Annotated in this window: 12 protein-coding genes; 1 reads left to right on the top strand and 11 read right to left on the bottom strand. The window is 44.6% G+C overall.

Annotation, left to right across the window (positions count from 1 at the left end):
• Positions 1-494: transposase (locus B5D06_RS03510; RefSeq protein WP_143742597.1), on the top strand; the 494-nt coding region annotated here is incomplete at its 5' end.
• Positions 495-776: 282 nt separating this feature from the next.
• Here the strand turns inward: B5D06_RS03510 and B5D06_RS03505 are convergent.
• The 11 genes from B5D06_RS03505 to B5D06_RS08960 form a co-directional block, all read right to left on the bottom strand.
• Positions 777-2,150, bottom strand: coding sequence for a hypothetical protein (locus B5D06_RS03505; RefSeq protein WP_078736635.1), 1,374 nt, complete (start codon positions 2,148-2,150; stop codon positions 777-779).
• Positions 2,147-3,472 (bottom strand): 30S ribosomal protein S12 methylthiotransferase RimO, encoded by a 1,326-nt coding sequence (rimO, locus tag B5D06_RS03500; RefSeq protein WP_078736634.1) that lies wholly within the window; start codon positions 3,470-3,472, stop codon positions 2,147-2,149. Before rimO ends, B5D06_RS03505 begins: the two co-directional genes overlap by 4 nt.
• Complete coding sequence (gene ftsY, locus B5D06_RS03495) at positions 3,469-4,422, bottom strand: signal recognition particle-docking protein FtsY (protein ID WP_078736633.1); 954 nt, start codon at positions 4,420-4,422, stop codon at positions 3,469-3,471. The genes rimO and ftsY overlap by 4 nt, the downstream gene beginning before the upstream one ends.
• A 38-nt stretch (positions 4,423-4,460) precedes the next feature.
• Positions 4,461-5,597 carry a carboxynorspermidine decarboxylase gene (gene nspC / locus B5D06_RS03490; protein WP_078736632.1) on the bottom strand — a complete coding sequence of 379 codons (1,137 nt, stop codon included), beginning with the start codon at positions 5,595-5,597 and terminating at the stop codon, positions 4,461-4,463.
• 76 nt (positions 5,598-5,673) lie between these two features.
• Entirely contained in the window at positions 5,674-6,465 is a 792-nt protein-coding gene (locus B5D06_RS03485) for an MBL fold metallo-hydrolase (RefSeq protein WP_221416019.1), read from the bottom strand.
• A 14-nt stretch (positions 6,466-6,479) separates the two neighbouring features.
• Positions 6,480-7,562: an asparaginase gene (locus B5D06_RS03480; protein ID WP_078736639.1), complete on the bottom strand. Its 1,083-nt coding sequence runs from the start codon at positions 7,560-7,562 to the stop codon at positions 6,480-6,482.
• 331 nt (positions 7,563-7,893) lie between these two features.
• The gene (locus tag B5D06_RS03475; protein ID WP_078736631.1) at positions 7,894-10,272 is read right to left on the bottom strand and encodes a leucine-rich repeat domain-containing protein; all 2,379 of its coding nucleotides are present in this window, start codon (positions 10,270-10,272) and stop codon (positions 7,894-7,896) included.
• 509 nt (positions 10,273-10,781) lie between these two features.
• Positions 10,782-11,645, bottom strand: a complete 864-nt coding sequence (locus tag B5D06_RS03470) for a sigma-70 family RNA polymerase sigma factor (protein WP_036885148.1) — start codon at positions 11,643-11,645, stop codon at positions 10,782-10,784.
• 154 nt (positions 11,646-11,799) lie between these two features.
• Positions 11,800-13,293 carry a Do family serine endopeptidase gene (locus B5D06_RS03465; RefSeq protein ID WP_078736630.1) on the bottom strand — a complete coding sequence of 498 codons (1,494 nt, stop codon included), beginning with the start codon at positions 13,291-13,293 and terminating at the stop codon, positions 11,800-11,802.
• Between the two features lie 427 nt (positions 13,294-13,720).
• Positions 13,721-13,972: a type B 50S ribosomal protein L31 gene (locus B5D06_RS03460; protein ID WP_078736629.1), complete on the bottom strand. Its 252-nt coding sequence runs from the start codon at positions 13,970-13,972 to the stop codon at positions 13,721-13,723.
• A gap of 539 nt (positions 13,973-14,511) precedes the next feature.
• Positions 14,512-14,805: InlB B-repeat-containing protein (locus B5D06_RS08960; RefSeq protein ID WP_159442684.1), on the bottom strand; the 294-nt coding region annotated here is incomplete at its 5' end.

The following is a 14,805-nucleotide window of genomic DNA, read 5'->3' as shown; positions in this document are numbered from 1 at the left end:
ACAAGAAGTACGAATTTGGCAATAAGGTATCCATCATACGTTCGGTTACAGGTATTATCCTTGGAGCCCAATCTTTTCGTAATGAATATGATGGTCACACGATAGAAGCCTCTTTAGCACAAGTGGAACGTCTTACACGAAGAAAGATCAAAATACTTGCGGGCGACAGAGGTTATCGGGGCAAGAAAGAGATTAACGGGACTCAGGTTTTAATTCCAGATACCCCCAAACCCTCAGATAGTAGGTATCAGAAGCGCAAGAAACACAAACTATTCTGCAAGCGAGCAGGCATAGAAGCCACGATTGGACACTTGAAATCAGATCATCGTTTAGGTCGCAACTTTTACAAGGGATTGATAGGGGATGCTATAAACATCCTGCTAGCAGCGGCGGCTTATAACTTCAAAAGAGCTATGAAAGCTCTTTTACACCTGCTCAAAATAATAAGCGAGAAGCCATGGATGGATGACTTCTCGCTTATCAATGCTTTTTAAGGGACGACTAGATAGTTGATTTAGATATCGCCAAGAGTTACTATTACGTTCAGAGGTGTTATTGCTATCGTAATACGTAACCTTACCACCTAAGGTTGAGGCGGCGAAAGAGTTGCTTAGTCTGGCTATAAGTGTGACAACCTCTCGTGTTATATTTTCTTGGAACTGTTCCCCAATATCCTATCGAGGCGTTACAGTTAGCATGAACTTCGTAAGGATACCATTTCCCCTTTAAGGGGAAGTCGTTTTTGGGGAGGGATAGGGGGAGTAGGAAAGAGATTTTCAGAGCTTACCGTTATGGTAAGCGCGGATAAGGCTATCGGCTCTTTGCACGGAAAGTGAGTCGGCAGCATTGATGTTGTATTCTTGTGCCGCAGGTAAACGTAGTCTTGTGCCAATCGAAATATTGTCTGGATTGCGGATTATGGATTTGTTGGCGATATAGATGTAAATCCAGAACTTTTTGTTCCCATAAGTTTTACGGGCATAATCCACTAATCTTTTGCCCCGTTCTATTTCGATATACTGCTCTTCGATGGGCTTTATTGCAGGTTCCGACGGAGAAGTGCTAATCGTATCGGAGGAGGAGAAGACTGTTGTTTGTGCACTGTCAATGGATACAGCTACGACTTTTTCTTGATGGGAAGAGATTTTGGGTTCTACCTTGTGAGGAGATGGAGCTAACCATTGGTAGAGCAATAGTACTCCTCCAGCGATAATGAACATGCCGATGAAAGCGTACAGCCACACGCGTTGTTGGGTTTTCATCGGAGAAGCTTTCTCTTCTACAGATGTAGTTGTAGGGGAAAGTTCTTTTCCCATAGCTATTTCCTCTGTTGTATGGAGGGGAATTGTCGAATCCATTTTTTCTAAGGATTCGGAGGCATTGGGAAGAGGAGGAAGAGAGGGGAGGGGTGGTGGAGTAGTATCTGTTCCCTCGGGAGCAACTGTCGCAGTTTCTTCCTGAAGATGTCTCGTTGCTTGAGGGGCAGTGGAAGGAGTTTCTGCCTCTTCTTGTAGCTGATCCTCTGTGTTTCCTTCCTGCTCTGCTTCAGGGGTATCCCAAAGAAGAGTATGTGTAACAGGAGTATGTAGAAAGTCTTCGCTGGGAATGGCTCTCTCGACAATGTCTTCCCATGTCTTTCCCTCGGGAAGATGTGTTACGGGAAAGGACTTAAAGGGTTTATTTACCTTATTGATGAGTTCTAAAGCAGGCGTGTAGTTAAAGCCCGTACCCTCTTCGTTGGGGGTAAAGCATCCTAATTGCTCTAACTCCAATTCATGTTTTTTGAGAATGTGCTCTCGGAAGAGAGTTCCCATAGTTTGCATGAAAGAGTGTACAGCCTCGGGCGTGGCATCGGCTGTTTCTATGAGGAGTTTGGTTATCGAGTTGGCACTCTGACCTCGTGAGAAAGTGCTTGCTGCGATTTCGATGTGTGGAGGAACGAGTAGACGTTCTCCGTTTGGAAGCAGGGCTACATACTCAAGTTCTTTCTGTGGAGACAGGGTGAATAGTCCCTCTATCGTGGTCGTAGCCCCTGCAGTAAGTCGGTTGCCGAGCAATTCAATCAACAACTTCCAAAGCTGTTTACAGGTAGCCTCGTTTAGTCCACTTTTTAAGGCAATTTGTGCCAACCACTGTGCTGTTTGAATCATGCGTTGACTTTCTTTTTATTAAAGGGATGAGCAAGAAGGTCAAAGCCCTCTGTACCTACAATCTGCATCGGATAGTACCCACCCACATGTAAACTGCGGTGTGCTTCTGAAAGGGGAATCAAAACTTCGGGATCGACCTCGGGCGAGTCGTATTGCGTGCGACCGATTAGATAATTCTCTTCACGGCGGTCGATAACAACTTCCTGTACGCTACCCACGAGAGATTGGCTAAACTGTTCGGCAATAGACTCCTGTACGGCCATCAATTCCTCCAAACGGTTCAGTTTAACCTCCTCGGCTATTTCATCTTGATAGTACTGCTCGGCATAGGTGTCTTTTTCGTGCGAGTAGGCAAAAGCCCCCATACGCTCAAACTTCATGCGCTCTACAAAGTCTATAAGAGCCTTAAACTCCTCTTCTGTTTCGCCAGGGTGCCCAACCATAAGGGTAGTACGTAGTACGATACCAGGAACTTCCGTGCGAATACGCTCCAAGAGTGTCTCTGTTTCTTGTTGAGAAATACCCCTTCTCATCTTGCGAAGCATACTGTCTGTAGCATGCTGAAGGGCGATGTCGAGGTAGTTACAGATATTCTCTCGCTCTCTCATAAGAGGGAGTATCTCGTAGGGGAAGTGGGCCGGATAGGCATAGTGCAGGCGCAAACGACGTACACCCTCCATAGCAGAGAGAGTATCCAACAAATCGGCAAGGTGATTTTTCCCGTCTAAATCTCGCCCGTAATAGGTGAGATCTTGTGCGATGAGCTGAAATTCGGTACACCCTTCTGAGAGGAGTTGGCTCACCTCTTCTTTTAAGGAAGCTATAGTACGGGATTTATGCCGTCCCGTAATGATGGGGATAGCACAGTAGGAGCAGGTGCGGTTGCATCCCTCGGATATTTTCAAGTAAGCGTAGTGCTTGGGGGTTGTAATGAGGCGGCTCTCCTCTGCCACGGGAGCGAAAGAGCGTCCGAGGTCTTGTACCAGTTGCTTCCAGTCAAACTTGCCGTATATGCCGTCTACTTCGGGTAGTTCCTCTTTTAGATCGCCTCTAAAGCGTTCGCTCAAACAACCCATTACAAAGACTTTGCTGATACGTCCGTCTTGTTTGGCGCGTATAAAGCTAAGAATGGTATTGATAGACTCTTCTTGTGCCGCTCCTATGAAGCCACAGGTGTTAATAACGACAATTTCTCCTGTAATTCGCTGCGGATCATGCCGTACCGTGTAACCCGATGCGGAGAAAAGTCGCATGAGACGCTCCGAATCGACCAGATTCTTGGAACATCCTAACGTAACAACATTGACTTCGTTTTTTCTCATTCGCCGAATAGTGAAGCTACAAACTCTTGTTTACGGAATATTTGCAGGTCTTCGATCTTCTCTCCCAAGCCGATGTATTTCACAGGGATGTTGAATTGATCCGATATACCTACAACTACTCCACCCTTGGCCGTTCCATCCAATTTGGTAATAGCAAGAGCGTTTACTTCGGTAGCGGCGGTGAATTGTTTCGCTTGTTCGAAAGCATTCTGCCCCGTAGAGCCATCTAAAACAAGCAGAACTTCTTGCGGAGCATTGGGTACTACCTTCTGCATTACACGTTTGATTTTGCTCAACTCGTTCATAAGTCCCACCTTGTTGTGCAGACGACCCGCTGTATCTATAAGTACTACGTCTGCTTTGTGTGCTACCGCAGAAGCTACCGTATCGTACGCCACCGAGGCAGGGTCTGCACCCATTTTTTGTTTTACCATGGGAACGCCCACTCGGTCTGCCCAGACACTTAGCTGGTCTATGGCAGCTGCTCTGAAGGTATCGGCTGCACCAATCATAACCGATTTGCCAGCTTGCTTAAATTGGTAGGCAAGTTTTCCGATAGTCGTGGTCTTGCCGACACCGTTTACACCTACTACCATGATTACATAGGGAGTCTCTGTGTCGGGTATCTCGAAACTATCTCCATCTATCGTACCACTCTCTGTGAGAAGAGCTTCGACCTCTTCACGTAAGATTGTATTGAGTTCGCTTGTGGAGACATATTTATCTCTTGCAACGCGCGCCTCTATGCGCTGTATAATCTTAAGGGTTGTATCTACCCCCACATCACTGGAGATGAGTATCTCCTCCAAGTTGTCTAAAACTTCATCGTCTACTTTGCTCTTACCAACAACGGCACGAGAGATTTTCGATAGTACAGACTCTTTAGTTTTAGCAAGACCTGTGTCTAAAGTTTCTTTCTTCTTCTTTGAAAACAGTCCGAATAGTCCCATAATTCTCGGGGTTAATTTGTTGTTACCGTGTGCGGAGGTTAATCCATTCTTTGTTTATAATCTTCGTAGTCAAAAGAGCGTAGTAGCTCTTCGGTTCCATTGGAGCGTCGCATGACCAATGCGGGGTGCGCGATGCCGTTGAACATATTGGTCTTTACGGTTGTGTAGTGAATCATATCCTCGAATATGATTTCGTCGCCCACCTTTAGCAGTTCTTCAAAGCTCCAGTCGCCCATATAATCGCCACTAAGGCAACTGTTGCCCCCCAATCGGTAGGTCGGCTTTCCCTCTATGGGGGTACTACTCGCCCCACGTACTGTGGGCTGGTAGGGCATCTCTAAGCAGTCGGGCATATGGCAGGTGAAGGAGACATCTAAAATAGCTGTTTTAATGCCGTCATGCTCGACGATGTCTACTATATGGCTACGCAAAAATCCTGTTTGCCACGCAAAAGCACTCCCTGGCTCCAGTATGACATGGAGGTGGGGGTGACGCTGACGAAAGGCTTTGAGCACAGCTATCAAGTGGTCTACATTGTACTCTTTGTGGGTCATAAGATGCCCGCCTCCAAGGTTTAACCACTTAGCCTCTCGCAGGGGAGATGCAAAATCATGCTCGATGATAGAGAGTAGTTTTTCCAACTGGAAGCTATTACCCTCACAGAGTACATGACAGTGTAGCCCCTCTATGCCCTTGGGAAGATGCAATCCCAACTCTTGTGCCGAGACACCGAAACGCGACCCAGGCTTTGCGGGGTTGTATAGGTCGGTCTCTACGGGCGAATATTTGGGATTAATACGTAATCCATACGAAACTTTCTCTCGTGAGGGAGTACCCAGCACGCCGTATTGCGAGAGAGAGTTGTAGGTAATGTGGCTACAAAACTCCATCCATTGCGGTAACTCTTTGCTTTGATAGGCAGGAGAGAAAGCATGTGCCCTCTGCTGGAGCTCTTCATACCCCAGCTGTGCCTCCCATAGCGAACTTGCCGTACTGGCAAAGTTGTATTCTCGAAATAGAGAGAAGGTTTTCCATAGGGCAAAGGCCTTAAAAGCTACGATAATCTCCACCCCTGTAGCCTCGGCTACGGATCGAATGAGCGCAAGATTGCGACGGAGCAAGTTCTCCTCTACCACATAGCAGGGCTGCTCCTTATTCCAAATGGTCGTTTTCACACGGCAAAGGTACGCTTTTTTGCTTACCTATCGTTAGCCAAGTGTCTATAAAGTCCACACTTAGCTCTTGAGAAAACTACTCGGGAAGAAGGTAGAGCCTACTCGGGGTAGTGCGTCGTAAGGTTTCCAAGTTCAAGTCTTGTTCTAAAGAGATGCCAGCGGCAAGTAGCTCCTGTTCAAAAGTTTTGTAGCAGAGTTCTGGGTGGTTGTTCTCATGGCTCAGGTGGCAGAGCCATACATGCTGCATCTCGTCATGATATACGGTTTGGAGCATCTGAGCCGATTCTATATTGCTCAAATGCCCTCGGGGACCTGCAACGCGCGCTTTGAGTATAGCCGAGTAACGCCCCAAACGAAGCATGGTAGGGTCGTAGTTGGCCTCCAAGACAAGATATTTCGCCTTGCGCGCATAGTGGTACATCGCCTCTGTGATGTGTCCTGCATCTGTAATGAGGGTAAAGGCAAATTCGCCTCGATAGATGTGATACCCCATATTGCAGGCACTATCGTGAGGTACGCAGAAAGGTTCTATAGTAAAACCTGCCACTGTGAAAGGGGTAAACTGTTCTATGGTTATTTGCTTGGCACCGTCGAGCATATAGCCATGATACGAAGAGTTTCGTATGGCATCTAATGTAGGTTCAGACGCAAAAACGGGCAGATGATGGGCTTTGAGCAATTTGCCCAATCCTTTGATGTGGTCGGCATGCTCGTGCGTGAGCAATACACCCATAACGTGCCCTGCGAGGGCAATACCTTCAGTCGATAAAGTCTTGGTAAGGGAGCGGAGCGATACCCCTGCATCTATGATAATCCCTCCATCGTCACAGCCCAAGTAGTAGCAGTTGCCACTACTACCACTTGCCATACAGATAAAGCGAATCACTTGTGGGTAGTGGTATTGGGGGTAAGGGTTAGTTCGCCGCAGATAGGACGCTGCATTTGTTGGGCAATCTCTTCGTAGCAGAGACCTTTACCTAAAAGGAACATTAACTTGGTAAGAGCACACTCGGTAGTCATGTCCGCTCCAGAGATGACGCCTATCTGTCCTAAACGAATACCCGTATCGTAGCGAGACATATCGACGGTTCCCGAGAGACATTGGGTTACGTTTACGATAATGATACCTCTTTTGATCGCTTGTGCCAGTAGATCTAAAAACCAAGGCTCCGTCGTGGCATTGCCACTTCCGTAAGTCTCTAAAATAACACCATGCAACGAGGGAATGGCAAGAATAGTCTGCACCACCTCTTGAGGAATACCTGGGAAAAGACGTAAAACGACTACGTTGGGATCCATCGTTTTGCTAACCCTCAGCTTCTTCTGTGCATCTTGTGACGTGCGGTGGATATACATCTCTTGATAATTGATATGTATACCTGCGTTGGCAAGTGAAGGGTAGTTGTAAGAGGCAAAGGCTTCAAAGAGGTCGGCACTACACTTGATGGTGCGGTTGGCACGTAGCAAATGGGTGTCGAAATAGATGCAAACTTCGGGGACCATAGGTAGCCCCTCAGGGGTGCGTTCAGCTGCTATTTGTACGGCTGTTATGAGGTTTTCTTTTCCGTCGGTGCGCAAGCGGCCGATAGGTAATTGACTTCCCGTGAAGATGACAGGTTTGTCCAATCCCTCAAGTAGAAAACTCAACGCAGAGGCTGTATAGGCCATTGTGTCGGTGCCATGTAGCACTACGAAACCATCGTAAGTATTGTAGTGTTCTTCGATGGTCGAAGCGAGTTGCAACCATATATCCAGAGTGATGGCAGAGGAGTCGATGGGAGGGTCGAACTGTATTGAAGAGATTTCGAACCCGAAGCGTTGCAACTCGGGTATTTGATCTAAAAGATAGGTGAAATCAAAAGCTCTTAAAGCCCCCGTTAGAGGGTCTTCGATCATACCAATCGTTCCACCTGTATAAATGAGTAGGATTTTGGGAGATCCTTGTTCCGTGGTACCGTGCTTCATTCGTTTAACCTGCTTTGAGGGAAAAGATGCGTTTGTTATATATGTGGGGACAAAGGTAAGGAGAAAAAGCCATTCTATTTTCTCTCCCTCGGGTACTGAAAAATTATTCTTTGTAGCAGTACAATTCAAGGGTATAATCTCATCAAAAGTTGAGACCTTTTATAGCTTGAGTTTCCATAGGTCTAAAGTGAAGTTTCCTATAGTCAAAACGAGAGTTTGCACGAGTGGAAACTTAAGATTAGACAGGTGGTTTTGAAGGGGTACAAAAAAAGGGCAAGCCTGATGCTAATCAGGTGCCCTTTTTATATAGGTTATATGAGAAGTACGTTTTTTATCGGATTAGAGGAATTACGCGATCAATACCTTCGATAGCCACTAATACCTCTTTTGCGGGTGTAGTTATAGTCAATTCGCCTGCTCCTGCTACTTCGAAGAGGAGTTCTCCAGCCAAGGAGTATACTTTAGCCTTCTGGAGAGCTACCTCTTTGAAAGAAAGTTTCCATCCGTATTCAAGAGTTGCAATTTCCATTTTCTCCTTGATAAGTTCTTGGATAGCTATAGGCTCTCCCTTGTAAGGCGTAGTCATTCCTTCGTAATTCATAGAGCAGACGTTCCAGCCACGTTCGATAGCTTTCTCTACGTCTTTTGTGGTCATCGTATTTGTGTTCTTCTCTATGGTTCCATCTTCTTGGATATAGACGGCAATAACTACTCGGTCGCTGAGAGCGGCATCGCCAGCGGTGGGTAACTGTTCCACAAGCTGTGTCATCAGTCCGTCTTTGAATTGATTGCCATAGATAGAGAGGGTGAGTAGGTTTTTTACAGGAGCAAGATTCAAACGAGAGAATTTGTTTTTGCTGATGTAAAGGTGTTGTAACTCGGGTACACCACTAAGATTGAGTTGAGTGAGAGCATTGTGCGATAAAGTGAGTTGACGGAGTGCTTTGCTGGAAGGAGCTATAACAGTTTCTAACTCATTGTGAGCGACGTTGATTTCTGTAGCCGCTGTAAATGCTCCAAGGTCTAACGTGGTGAGTTTATTATGAGAAAGATTCACCATTTTGGCCATACTACAGTCTACTGGAAAGAAGGCTTTTTCAAGTTGGTTGTTCTCAAAATTAATGTTTTCTATATACTCACATCTGGTAAGATTTATGTTGGTCAGCTGGTTGTTCTGAGCCTCCACTTCTTTGAGTAGAGAAGTTGAAGCAAAAGAGAGATCTGTAAGTTTGTTGTTGGGTACGGAGAGCTGTTCCAAGTTAGCGGCGTACAACAAATCTAAGGATATAAGCATGTTAGAGCCTGCATTGAGTGATTTGAGGGCTGGTTTATCTCCCAAGATTAAGGCCGCTATTTTATTGGAGGGTACAGCAATGCTTGTCAGTTTTGGGTAGTCCGATAGGTCTAAGGTTCCTGTTAAAGCATTTTCTGACAAATCTATTTTGACTAATGCCTGCTTCTCTTTGGGCAAAGTTATGTTGGTAAGTGTGCTATTCTTTTGGCAAATAATAGCTGTTATTGAAGAGGCAAGAGATAGATCTAAGGCAGAGATAGCACATTCGTTGATTTCTAACGAAGTAATCTTTTTCCCAAGGATGTAAAAAGGTTCGAGCCCACTGGGGGTTTTAATCGTATTTTCACCAGCCGTAAGGCTTTCGTCGCTCCCTTTATTACCATCTCTGTTAAGGTCTATCCAAAGTTCTTCACCAGAAACGTTCGCTTTGAAAAGGTTGGGCGTTGCTGCTGTAGGTGTAATGGCAATTTTTTCGTAGGGATTTTCGTAGGGGGTTTCGTTACCCTCTTCAGTTCCCTCATAGGGTTCAAAGTCATAATCGAACGTAGACCATTTCTTTTCAGTGGCAATGGCAACATCTTTTTTTAGGCACACATTTTTTTCTTTGATTGTTTCATTCGTATTTGTGTGCATAACTATAAAAGTTTTACTATCTCCTACTTCAGGGTCTTTACTGTTGAGAGATTGGATTAGGTTATGCATGGCTTGGGCCCCGATTTGATTTCCCGCAATACTTAAATAAGTCATGTTGGTGGCTTTAGAGAGGTCGAGGTCTATTAGACTGTTGTCTTGCAATACAAGATAGTTTAGTTGAGAGCACTCTTTCAAATCAATTTTTTCCAATCCACATTTTGCAAGGTGTACATCGGTAAGAGGATTGTTCTGGCGCATTTTTATACTCTTAAGCTGTGCGTTTTTACGGCAATCCAACCAAACTAAAGAAGGGTTTGAAGATATATCCAAAGAGGTTAAGAGATTGTCTGAAAGGTCAAGAAAAGTAAGACTTTGGGCTTTCGTTACATCGATACTTGTAATCTTCGCGTTAGGAATTTTTAGTTTAGTGATTCCGTCTCCGTAGATGAAAACTTCTTTTTTCTTTCCCCATATTAGACTGTTCCCATCGCCAAAAGAGTCGAGTTCGAAACTTTCACCATCGTCTTTTTGCTTATTCCCATTTAAATCAATGTAGCAAGAAGACAGAGAGGGAGCATTTACTGTAATACTAAAGGACGCATGCTCCTGAAGATCCGAAACAATCTTAATGCAAGCATTAGAAGAGACAGAAGATCTTTTTGCAGAAACAGGTGCAGAAGTCTTGGAGGAAACCTTTCCACTCTCAGAAAAGGAGCAAAGAGAGAAGAAAATACTTCCTAATAGAAGAATGTTAAACATCCTAATAAAGGTAATTTTGCGCATACTTATTTGTGATTAATTTGTGAATAGTTTCTTCGGTTATGCCATGAGAAAAAAACAAATAAACTGCCTGCAAAGACAATAGCTATTAGAAAATTCTCAAATAAAACAGTGCAAACGTACAGCTATTCACTCGAACTGAAAATACTCAATTATTGGTATTCTTTCGATAAAATAAGTATAAAAAGGTAGGTAAAAGGTAGAAAAAGGGGAAAGAGTTGTGTTGTGTATCCCCTCAATAGAGTATTGTCTAACCCTTAGAGAGGATAAGAGAGTCGGGAAATTCCCTTGATTTTTAGTAGAAGTCGGTATGAGAGTGCCCGTATGGGGTATCAAAAAAATACGGGAAGAGCACGTCACACACTTTGATATACTCCTTTCGATGTCTTTCGTATCAATACAAAACCAAGCTCGTCTCTATAAGACGAACCGACACTTTTGGGGCATTGCTACTACCCAAAGGTGTCGGTTCTTGCTCAAAAGGATATATGAGTTTTATTTTTCTTGCTGGATTATCCCAAGAAGCTCTTGAGTTGCCCACACTTATTGCTGGCGCGGAGGCGACGAATAGCTTTTTCCTTAATCTGGCGTACGCGTTCCCTTGTTAAGCCAAACTTGTCTCCAATCTCCTCCAAAGTCATCTCTGGACCTCCGCCGATACCAAAGAAGAGAGCGATAATCTCCGCTTCTCGCTCCGAGAGTGTGCTGAGTACTCGATCAATCTCTTTACGTAAAGACTCATTCATCAAGTAACGATCGGCACTTGGAGCATCTTCATTTACCAAAACATCCAAAAGGTTGTTATCTTCTCCCTCAACAAAAGGAGCATCTATAGAGATGTGTTTGCTAAATGATTTGAGCGTTACGGCTACTTTCTCTTCGGTCTGATCGAGCATATTAGCTAACTCGGGAATAGAAGGACGACGCTCATTCTCTTGTTCAAATCGCTCTATCGCCTTACGAATTTTAGCCTGTGCTCCCACTTGGTTTAGAGGAAGGCGAACGATGCGTGATTGCTCCGCCAAGGCTTGCAGGATAGATTGACGAATCCACCATACTGCATAAGAAATGAACTTAAAGCCTCTCGTCTCGTCAAACTTCTCGGCAGCTTTGATCAATCCTAAGTTCCCCTCGTCAATAAGGTCTGGAAGGCTGAGTCCCTGATTTTGGTACTGTTTGGCTACGGATACTACGAAGCGTAAGTTAGCGCGCGTAAGACGCTCTAAAGCTCTGCGGTCCCCCTTTCTAATAGCTTGTGCAAGTTCTACCTCTTCTTCTACAGAAATCAATTCCTCTCGTCCTATTTCCTGTAAGTACTTATCTAATGATGCACTTTCTCGATTGGTGATTGACTTGGTGATCTTTAATTGCCTCATTGCTTATCTTAATATATTGCTTAATTAGTTAGTCTTACTTCTTACGCAAAACCTCTTAGCCCTGCATCGTGTCAGAGCTAAGAGATTGGCACGGAGATATATATCCTGCAGAGGAATACAATCTCGATACATCGGAAAAGCCTGATGTATCTCGTTAAGAGAGGTCTATTACATAATACTTCATCCGCCCATTGGGATAAAAGCCTTTTATAACCACAGCTTTATCGTTTTTGGAGGATTGCGCCTGTGCTACCCGACGGCGTACGTCGGCGATAGAGCGTACGGGTGCGTTGTTAAGAGTGAGTATAATAAAACCTTCCTTTATGCCTACTTCTCGGAATTTACCGTTACTAACTTTTTGTACCGATATACCATAAGAAACACCGTAAGAGCGTTTTTGTTCATTACTTAGCTCTTTGAGCGTTGCTCCCAGGATATCTTGAGGGTTGTCGCGTACCATTGATTCGCTTCCCTCTACATTTTTCAGCGTAACAGTGATGTTCTTGGTGGCTCCTTTTCTATTTATCGTTAGGCGCACCTTGTCTCCAGGGCGTTTCATATTAATAATCTCTTGTAGGGCGGTCATACTCTTAATGGTACGTCCATCTATAGAGACGATAACATCTTCTTTGTCGACTCCTGCCGAGTAAGCAGCACTTCTTTCAGAGAAGTCCGATACAAAAACTCCCTCGTTTACGTCGAGATTGTATTTTTCTTTTATTTCACTGGTTACGTTGCCTCCGATGATACCGAGCACGGCTCTCTGTACTGTTCCGTACTTTTTAATATCCGAAACAACTTTTGCAGCGGTGTTTACAGGTACGGCAAAGGAGTATCCCGTGAAATTCCCCGTTTGTGAATAAATCATCGTGTTGATGCCCACTAACTCTCCAGAGGCATTTACCAGAGCTCCTCCACTATTGCCTGAGTTGACGGCTGCGTCGGTTTGAATAAAGCCTCCTATTTTATTGTTGTCTCCTCCATTGGCTCCTACGGGGCGAGCCTTGGCACTAACAATTCCTGCTGTTACCGTACTCGTTAGGTTGAATGGATTGCCGACAGCCAAAACCCACTCCCCAACTTTCAGAGCATCGGAGTCTCCAAATGGTATTGTTGGAAGATCTTTCGCCTCTATCTTGAGGAGTGCTATGTCGGTAGCAGGGTCTGAGCCAATCATTGTGGCTTTGAAAGTGCGGTTGTCATTGAGGGTTACCTCGATTTTGTTTGCATTATCAATCACGTGGTTATTAGTTATAATGTAACCATCTGTGCTGATAATTACTCCCGACCCATATCCTACTATTGGGCGAGACGATGGGCGGTCGAAGCCACTACCGCCTCCAAAGAAAAATTCGAATGGGTCTATGTAACGTTGATCAACTTGTTGTTCTCCCTCGATTTTAACGTGTACAACCGAGTGTACAGAGGCTTCTGCTGCGGGGATTAAGTCGGGGGCGGTTCCCACACCCCTGTTAGAGGTCAATGCAAAAGAGGTGTTCTGAAAGGTGCCATCATCAATTCCTCTTCGGATGTTTGTAGAGGTTGCTTGCTCTCTATTGCTTAGAACGGTGTACGTTCCTGTTGTTACTGCGATGCTTAGGAGAGTTACTCCCAGAATCGTTGAGCCAATTTTCCAGACTTTCTTCATAACATTGGTTATTAATCTATGTGTTTTGCTTTTTTCGTTTACATAGTGTTAGACGAATAACCTATTCTAATGTTGCATTAACAGATTACCCTTTTAGGAAAAACTATTTTGGCAGGCATTTGAGAGATGTTTTGAAGCCAGTAGGTTTCAATAATTTTCTTTGTGTTATGCAGCCGTTGCGGAAGACAAGTTCTTAAAAAGAAAACTGGAGACGACTCTTTGGAAAATTATCCCTCTTATGTTGTCGTGAAGTGCAATCTGTCTGCAAAAATAAGCACCCTCTATACATTAGTAGACCAATGCATAGGAGGATGTTTTGATAATGCTCCTCTAAAACTTTTCGAATTAAAAATATGCTCTCCTCTTCTAACTTCTAATTAGAAGTTTACTGGAAGAGTTTAGGAATAGTTTTAGAGGTAGAGAATTTTTACTTTTTGCGGTTGCCGTAGCGGTTCATGAACTTATCAACACGTCCAGCGGTATCTACCAACTTAGCTTTACCTGTAAAGAAGGGGTGCGAAGTATTGGAGATTTCCACTTTAACGAGAGGATAAGTCTCCCCATCGATTTCGATGGTTTCTTTCGCTTGAATAGTAGACTTCGTGATAAAGATATCGTCGTTAGACATGTCCTTAAAAACCACGGGACGATATGTTTCGGGGTGCAATCCTTTCTTCATTGCTTTGTATTTTGTACTTGTTTATACTGACTATCTCGGTTCGCTCTTAATCTTTTTGCCTCCAAAATGTACGTGGTGTTTCACTCTTTTCAGAGGTATTCGGGCAGCAAAGGTACTACTTTTTTCTGAATAACAAACACCTTTCTTTCAATTCGGTATAATGCAGATTCCAGTCTCAAGTGCAACGTTATTGCAAACATATACAGCAAACAGTCCTATCGGGGATTGAAAGTTGGGCTTTTTCTGTGTTTAACGCAAATATAATCTTTACTGCCCATCCCCTCTATGGATATTCTTTCTATTTGCGTTGTTCTTGCTACTGGAAAATACAACCTCACAGAAGGACAGGAAGTAGAAAAAGCAATCCCTGCCACTGCCAACGAGGGCTTTCGCAGGGATTGTTGTTTAAGGGGATCCTATTCTACATCAAGTAGAGTGGGATGCAGGGAGATTAGTGCACGACGATGAGGGGGTAGCTCTTCGCTCCGATCTTAACGAGATAAGCACCCTCTGCTAAGCCTTCGACATGGATACGAGCCTTACCCTCGGCATCCGTCTCCGTCAGGAGGAGACATACACCCTCTAGAGAATAGATCGCCACAGGAGCGTAAGCCATCCCCCCCCGTCAAGATCACCACGTCCTTAGCTGGATTGGGGTAAAGGACGATCTGCTCGGTCGCAACCTCTTCGAGAGCAGTATCCTTCTTAAACTCGGCTTGTACGGTTGTAGCCTCCTTAACTTCAAAGCTCTTGGCATCGGTAATATCTTGGCCATTTGCCGTGATCTTGTGGAGCGTGTAACCCTCGTCTGGTGTTGCCGTAACCGTAAGGCG

This window comes from Porphyromonas circumdentaria (genome assembly GCF_900167105.1).
In the GTDB taxonomy this organism is placed as follows: domain Bacteria; phylum Bacteroidota; class Bacteroidia; order Bacteroidales; family Porphyromonadaceae; genus Porphyromonas; species Porphyromonas circumdentaria.
Note: the sequence above shows the minus strand (reverse complement) of the source record. Positions and strands in the feature narration are given on the sequence as shown.

Coding starts and splice junctions, on each gene's coding strand:
- B5D06_RS03505 (WP_078736635.1), bottom strand. CDS start 2,150: ATGATTCAAACAGCACAGTGGTTGGCACAAATTGCCTTAAAAAGTGGA.
- rimO (WP_078736634.1), bottom strand. CDS start 3,472: ATGAGAAAAAACGAAGTCAATGTTGTTACGTTAGGATGTTCCAAGAAT.
- ftsY (WP_078736633.1), bottom strand. CDS start 4,422: ATGGGACTATTCGGACTGTTTTCAAAGAAGAAGAAAGAAACTTTAGAC.
- B5D06_RS03485 (WP_221416019.1), bottom strand. CDS start 6,465: ATGGCAAGTGGTAGTAGTGGCAACTGCTACTACTTGGGCTGTGACGAT.
- B5D06_RS03480 (WP_078736639.1), bottom strand. CDS start 7,562: ATGAAGCACGGTACCACGGAACAAGGATCTCCCAAAATCCTACTCATT.
- B5D06_RS03475 (WP_078736631.1), bottom strand. CDS start 10,272: ATGCGCAAAATTACCTTTATTAGGATGTTTAACATTCTTCTATTAGGA.
- B5D06_RS03470 (WP_036885148.1), bottom strand. CDS start 11,645: ATGAGGCAATTAAAGATCACCAAGTCAATCACCAATCGAGAAAGTGCA.
- B5D06_RS03465 (WP_078736630.1), bottom strand. CDS start 13,293: ATGAAGAAAGTCTGGAAAATTGGCTCAACGATTCTGGGAGTAACTCTC.
- B5D06_RS03460 (WP_078736629.1), bottom strand. CDS start 13,972: ATGAAGAAAGGATTGCACCCCGAAACATATCGTCCCGTGGTTTTTAAG.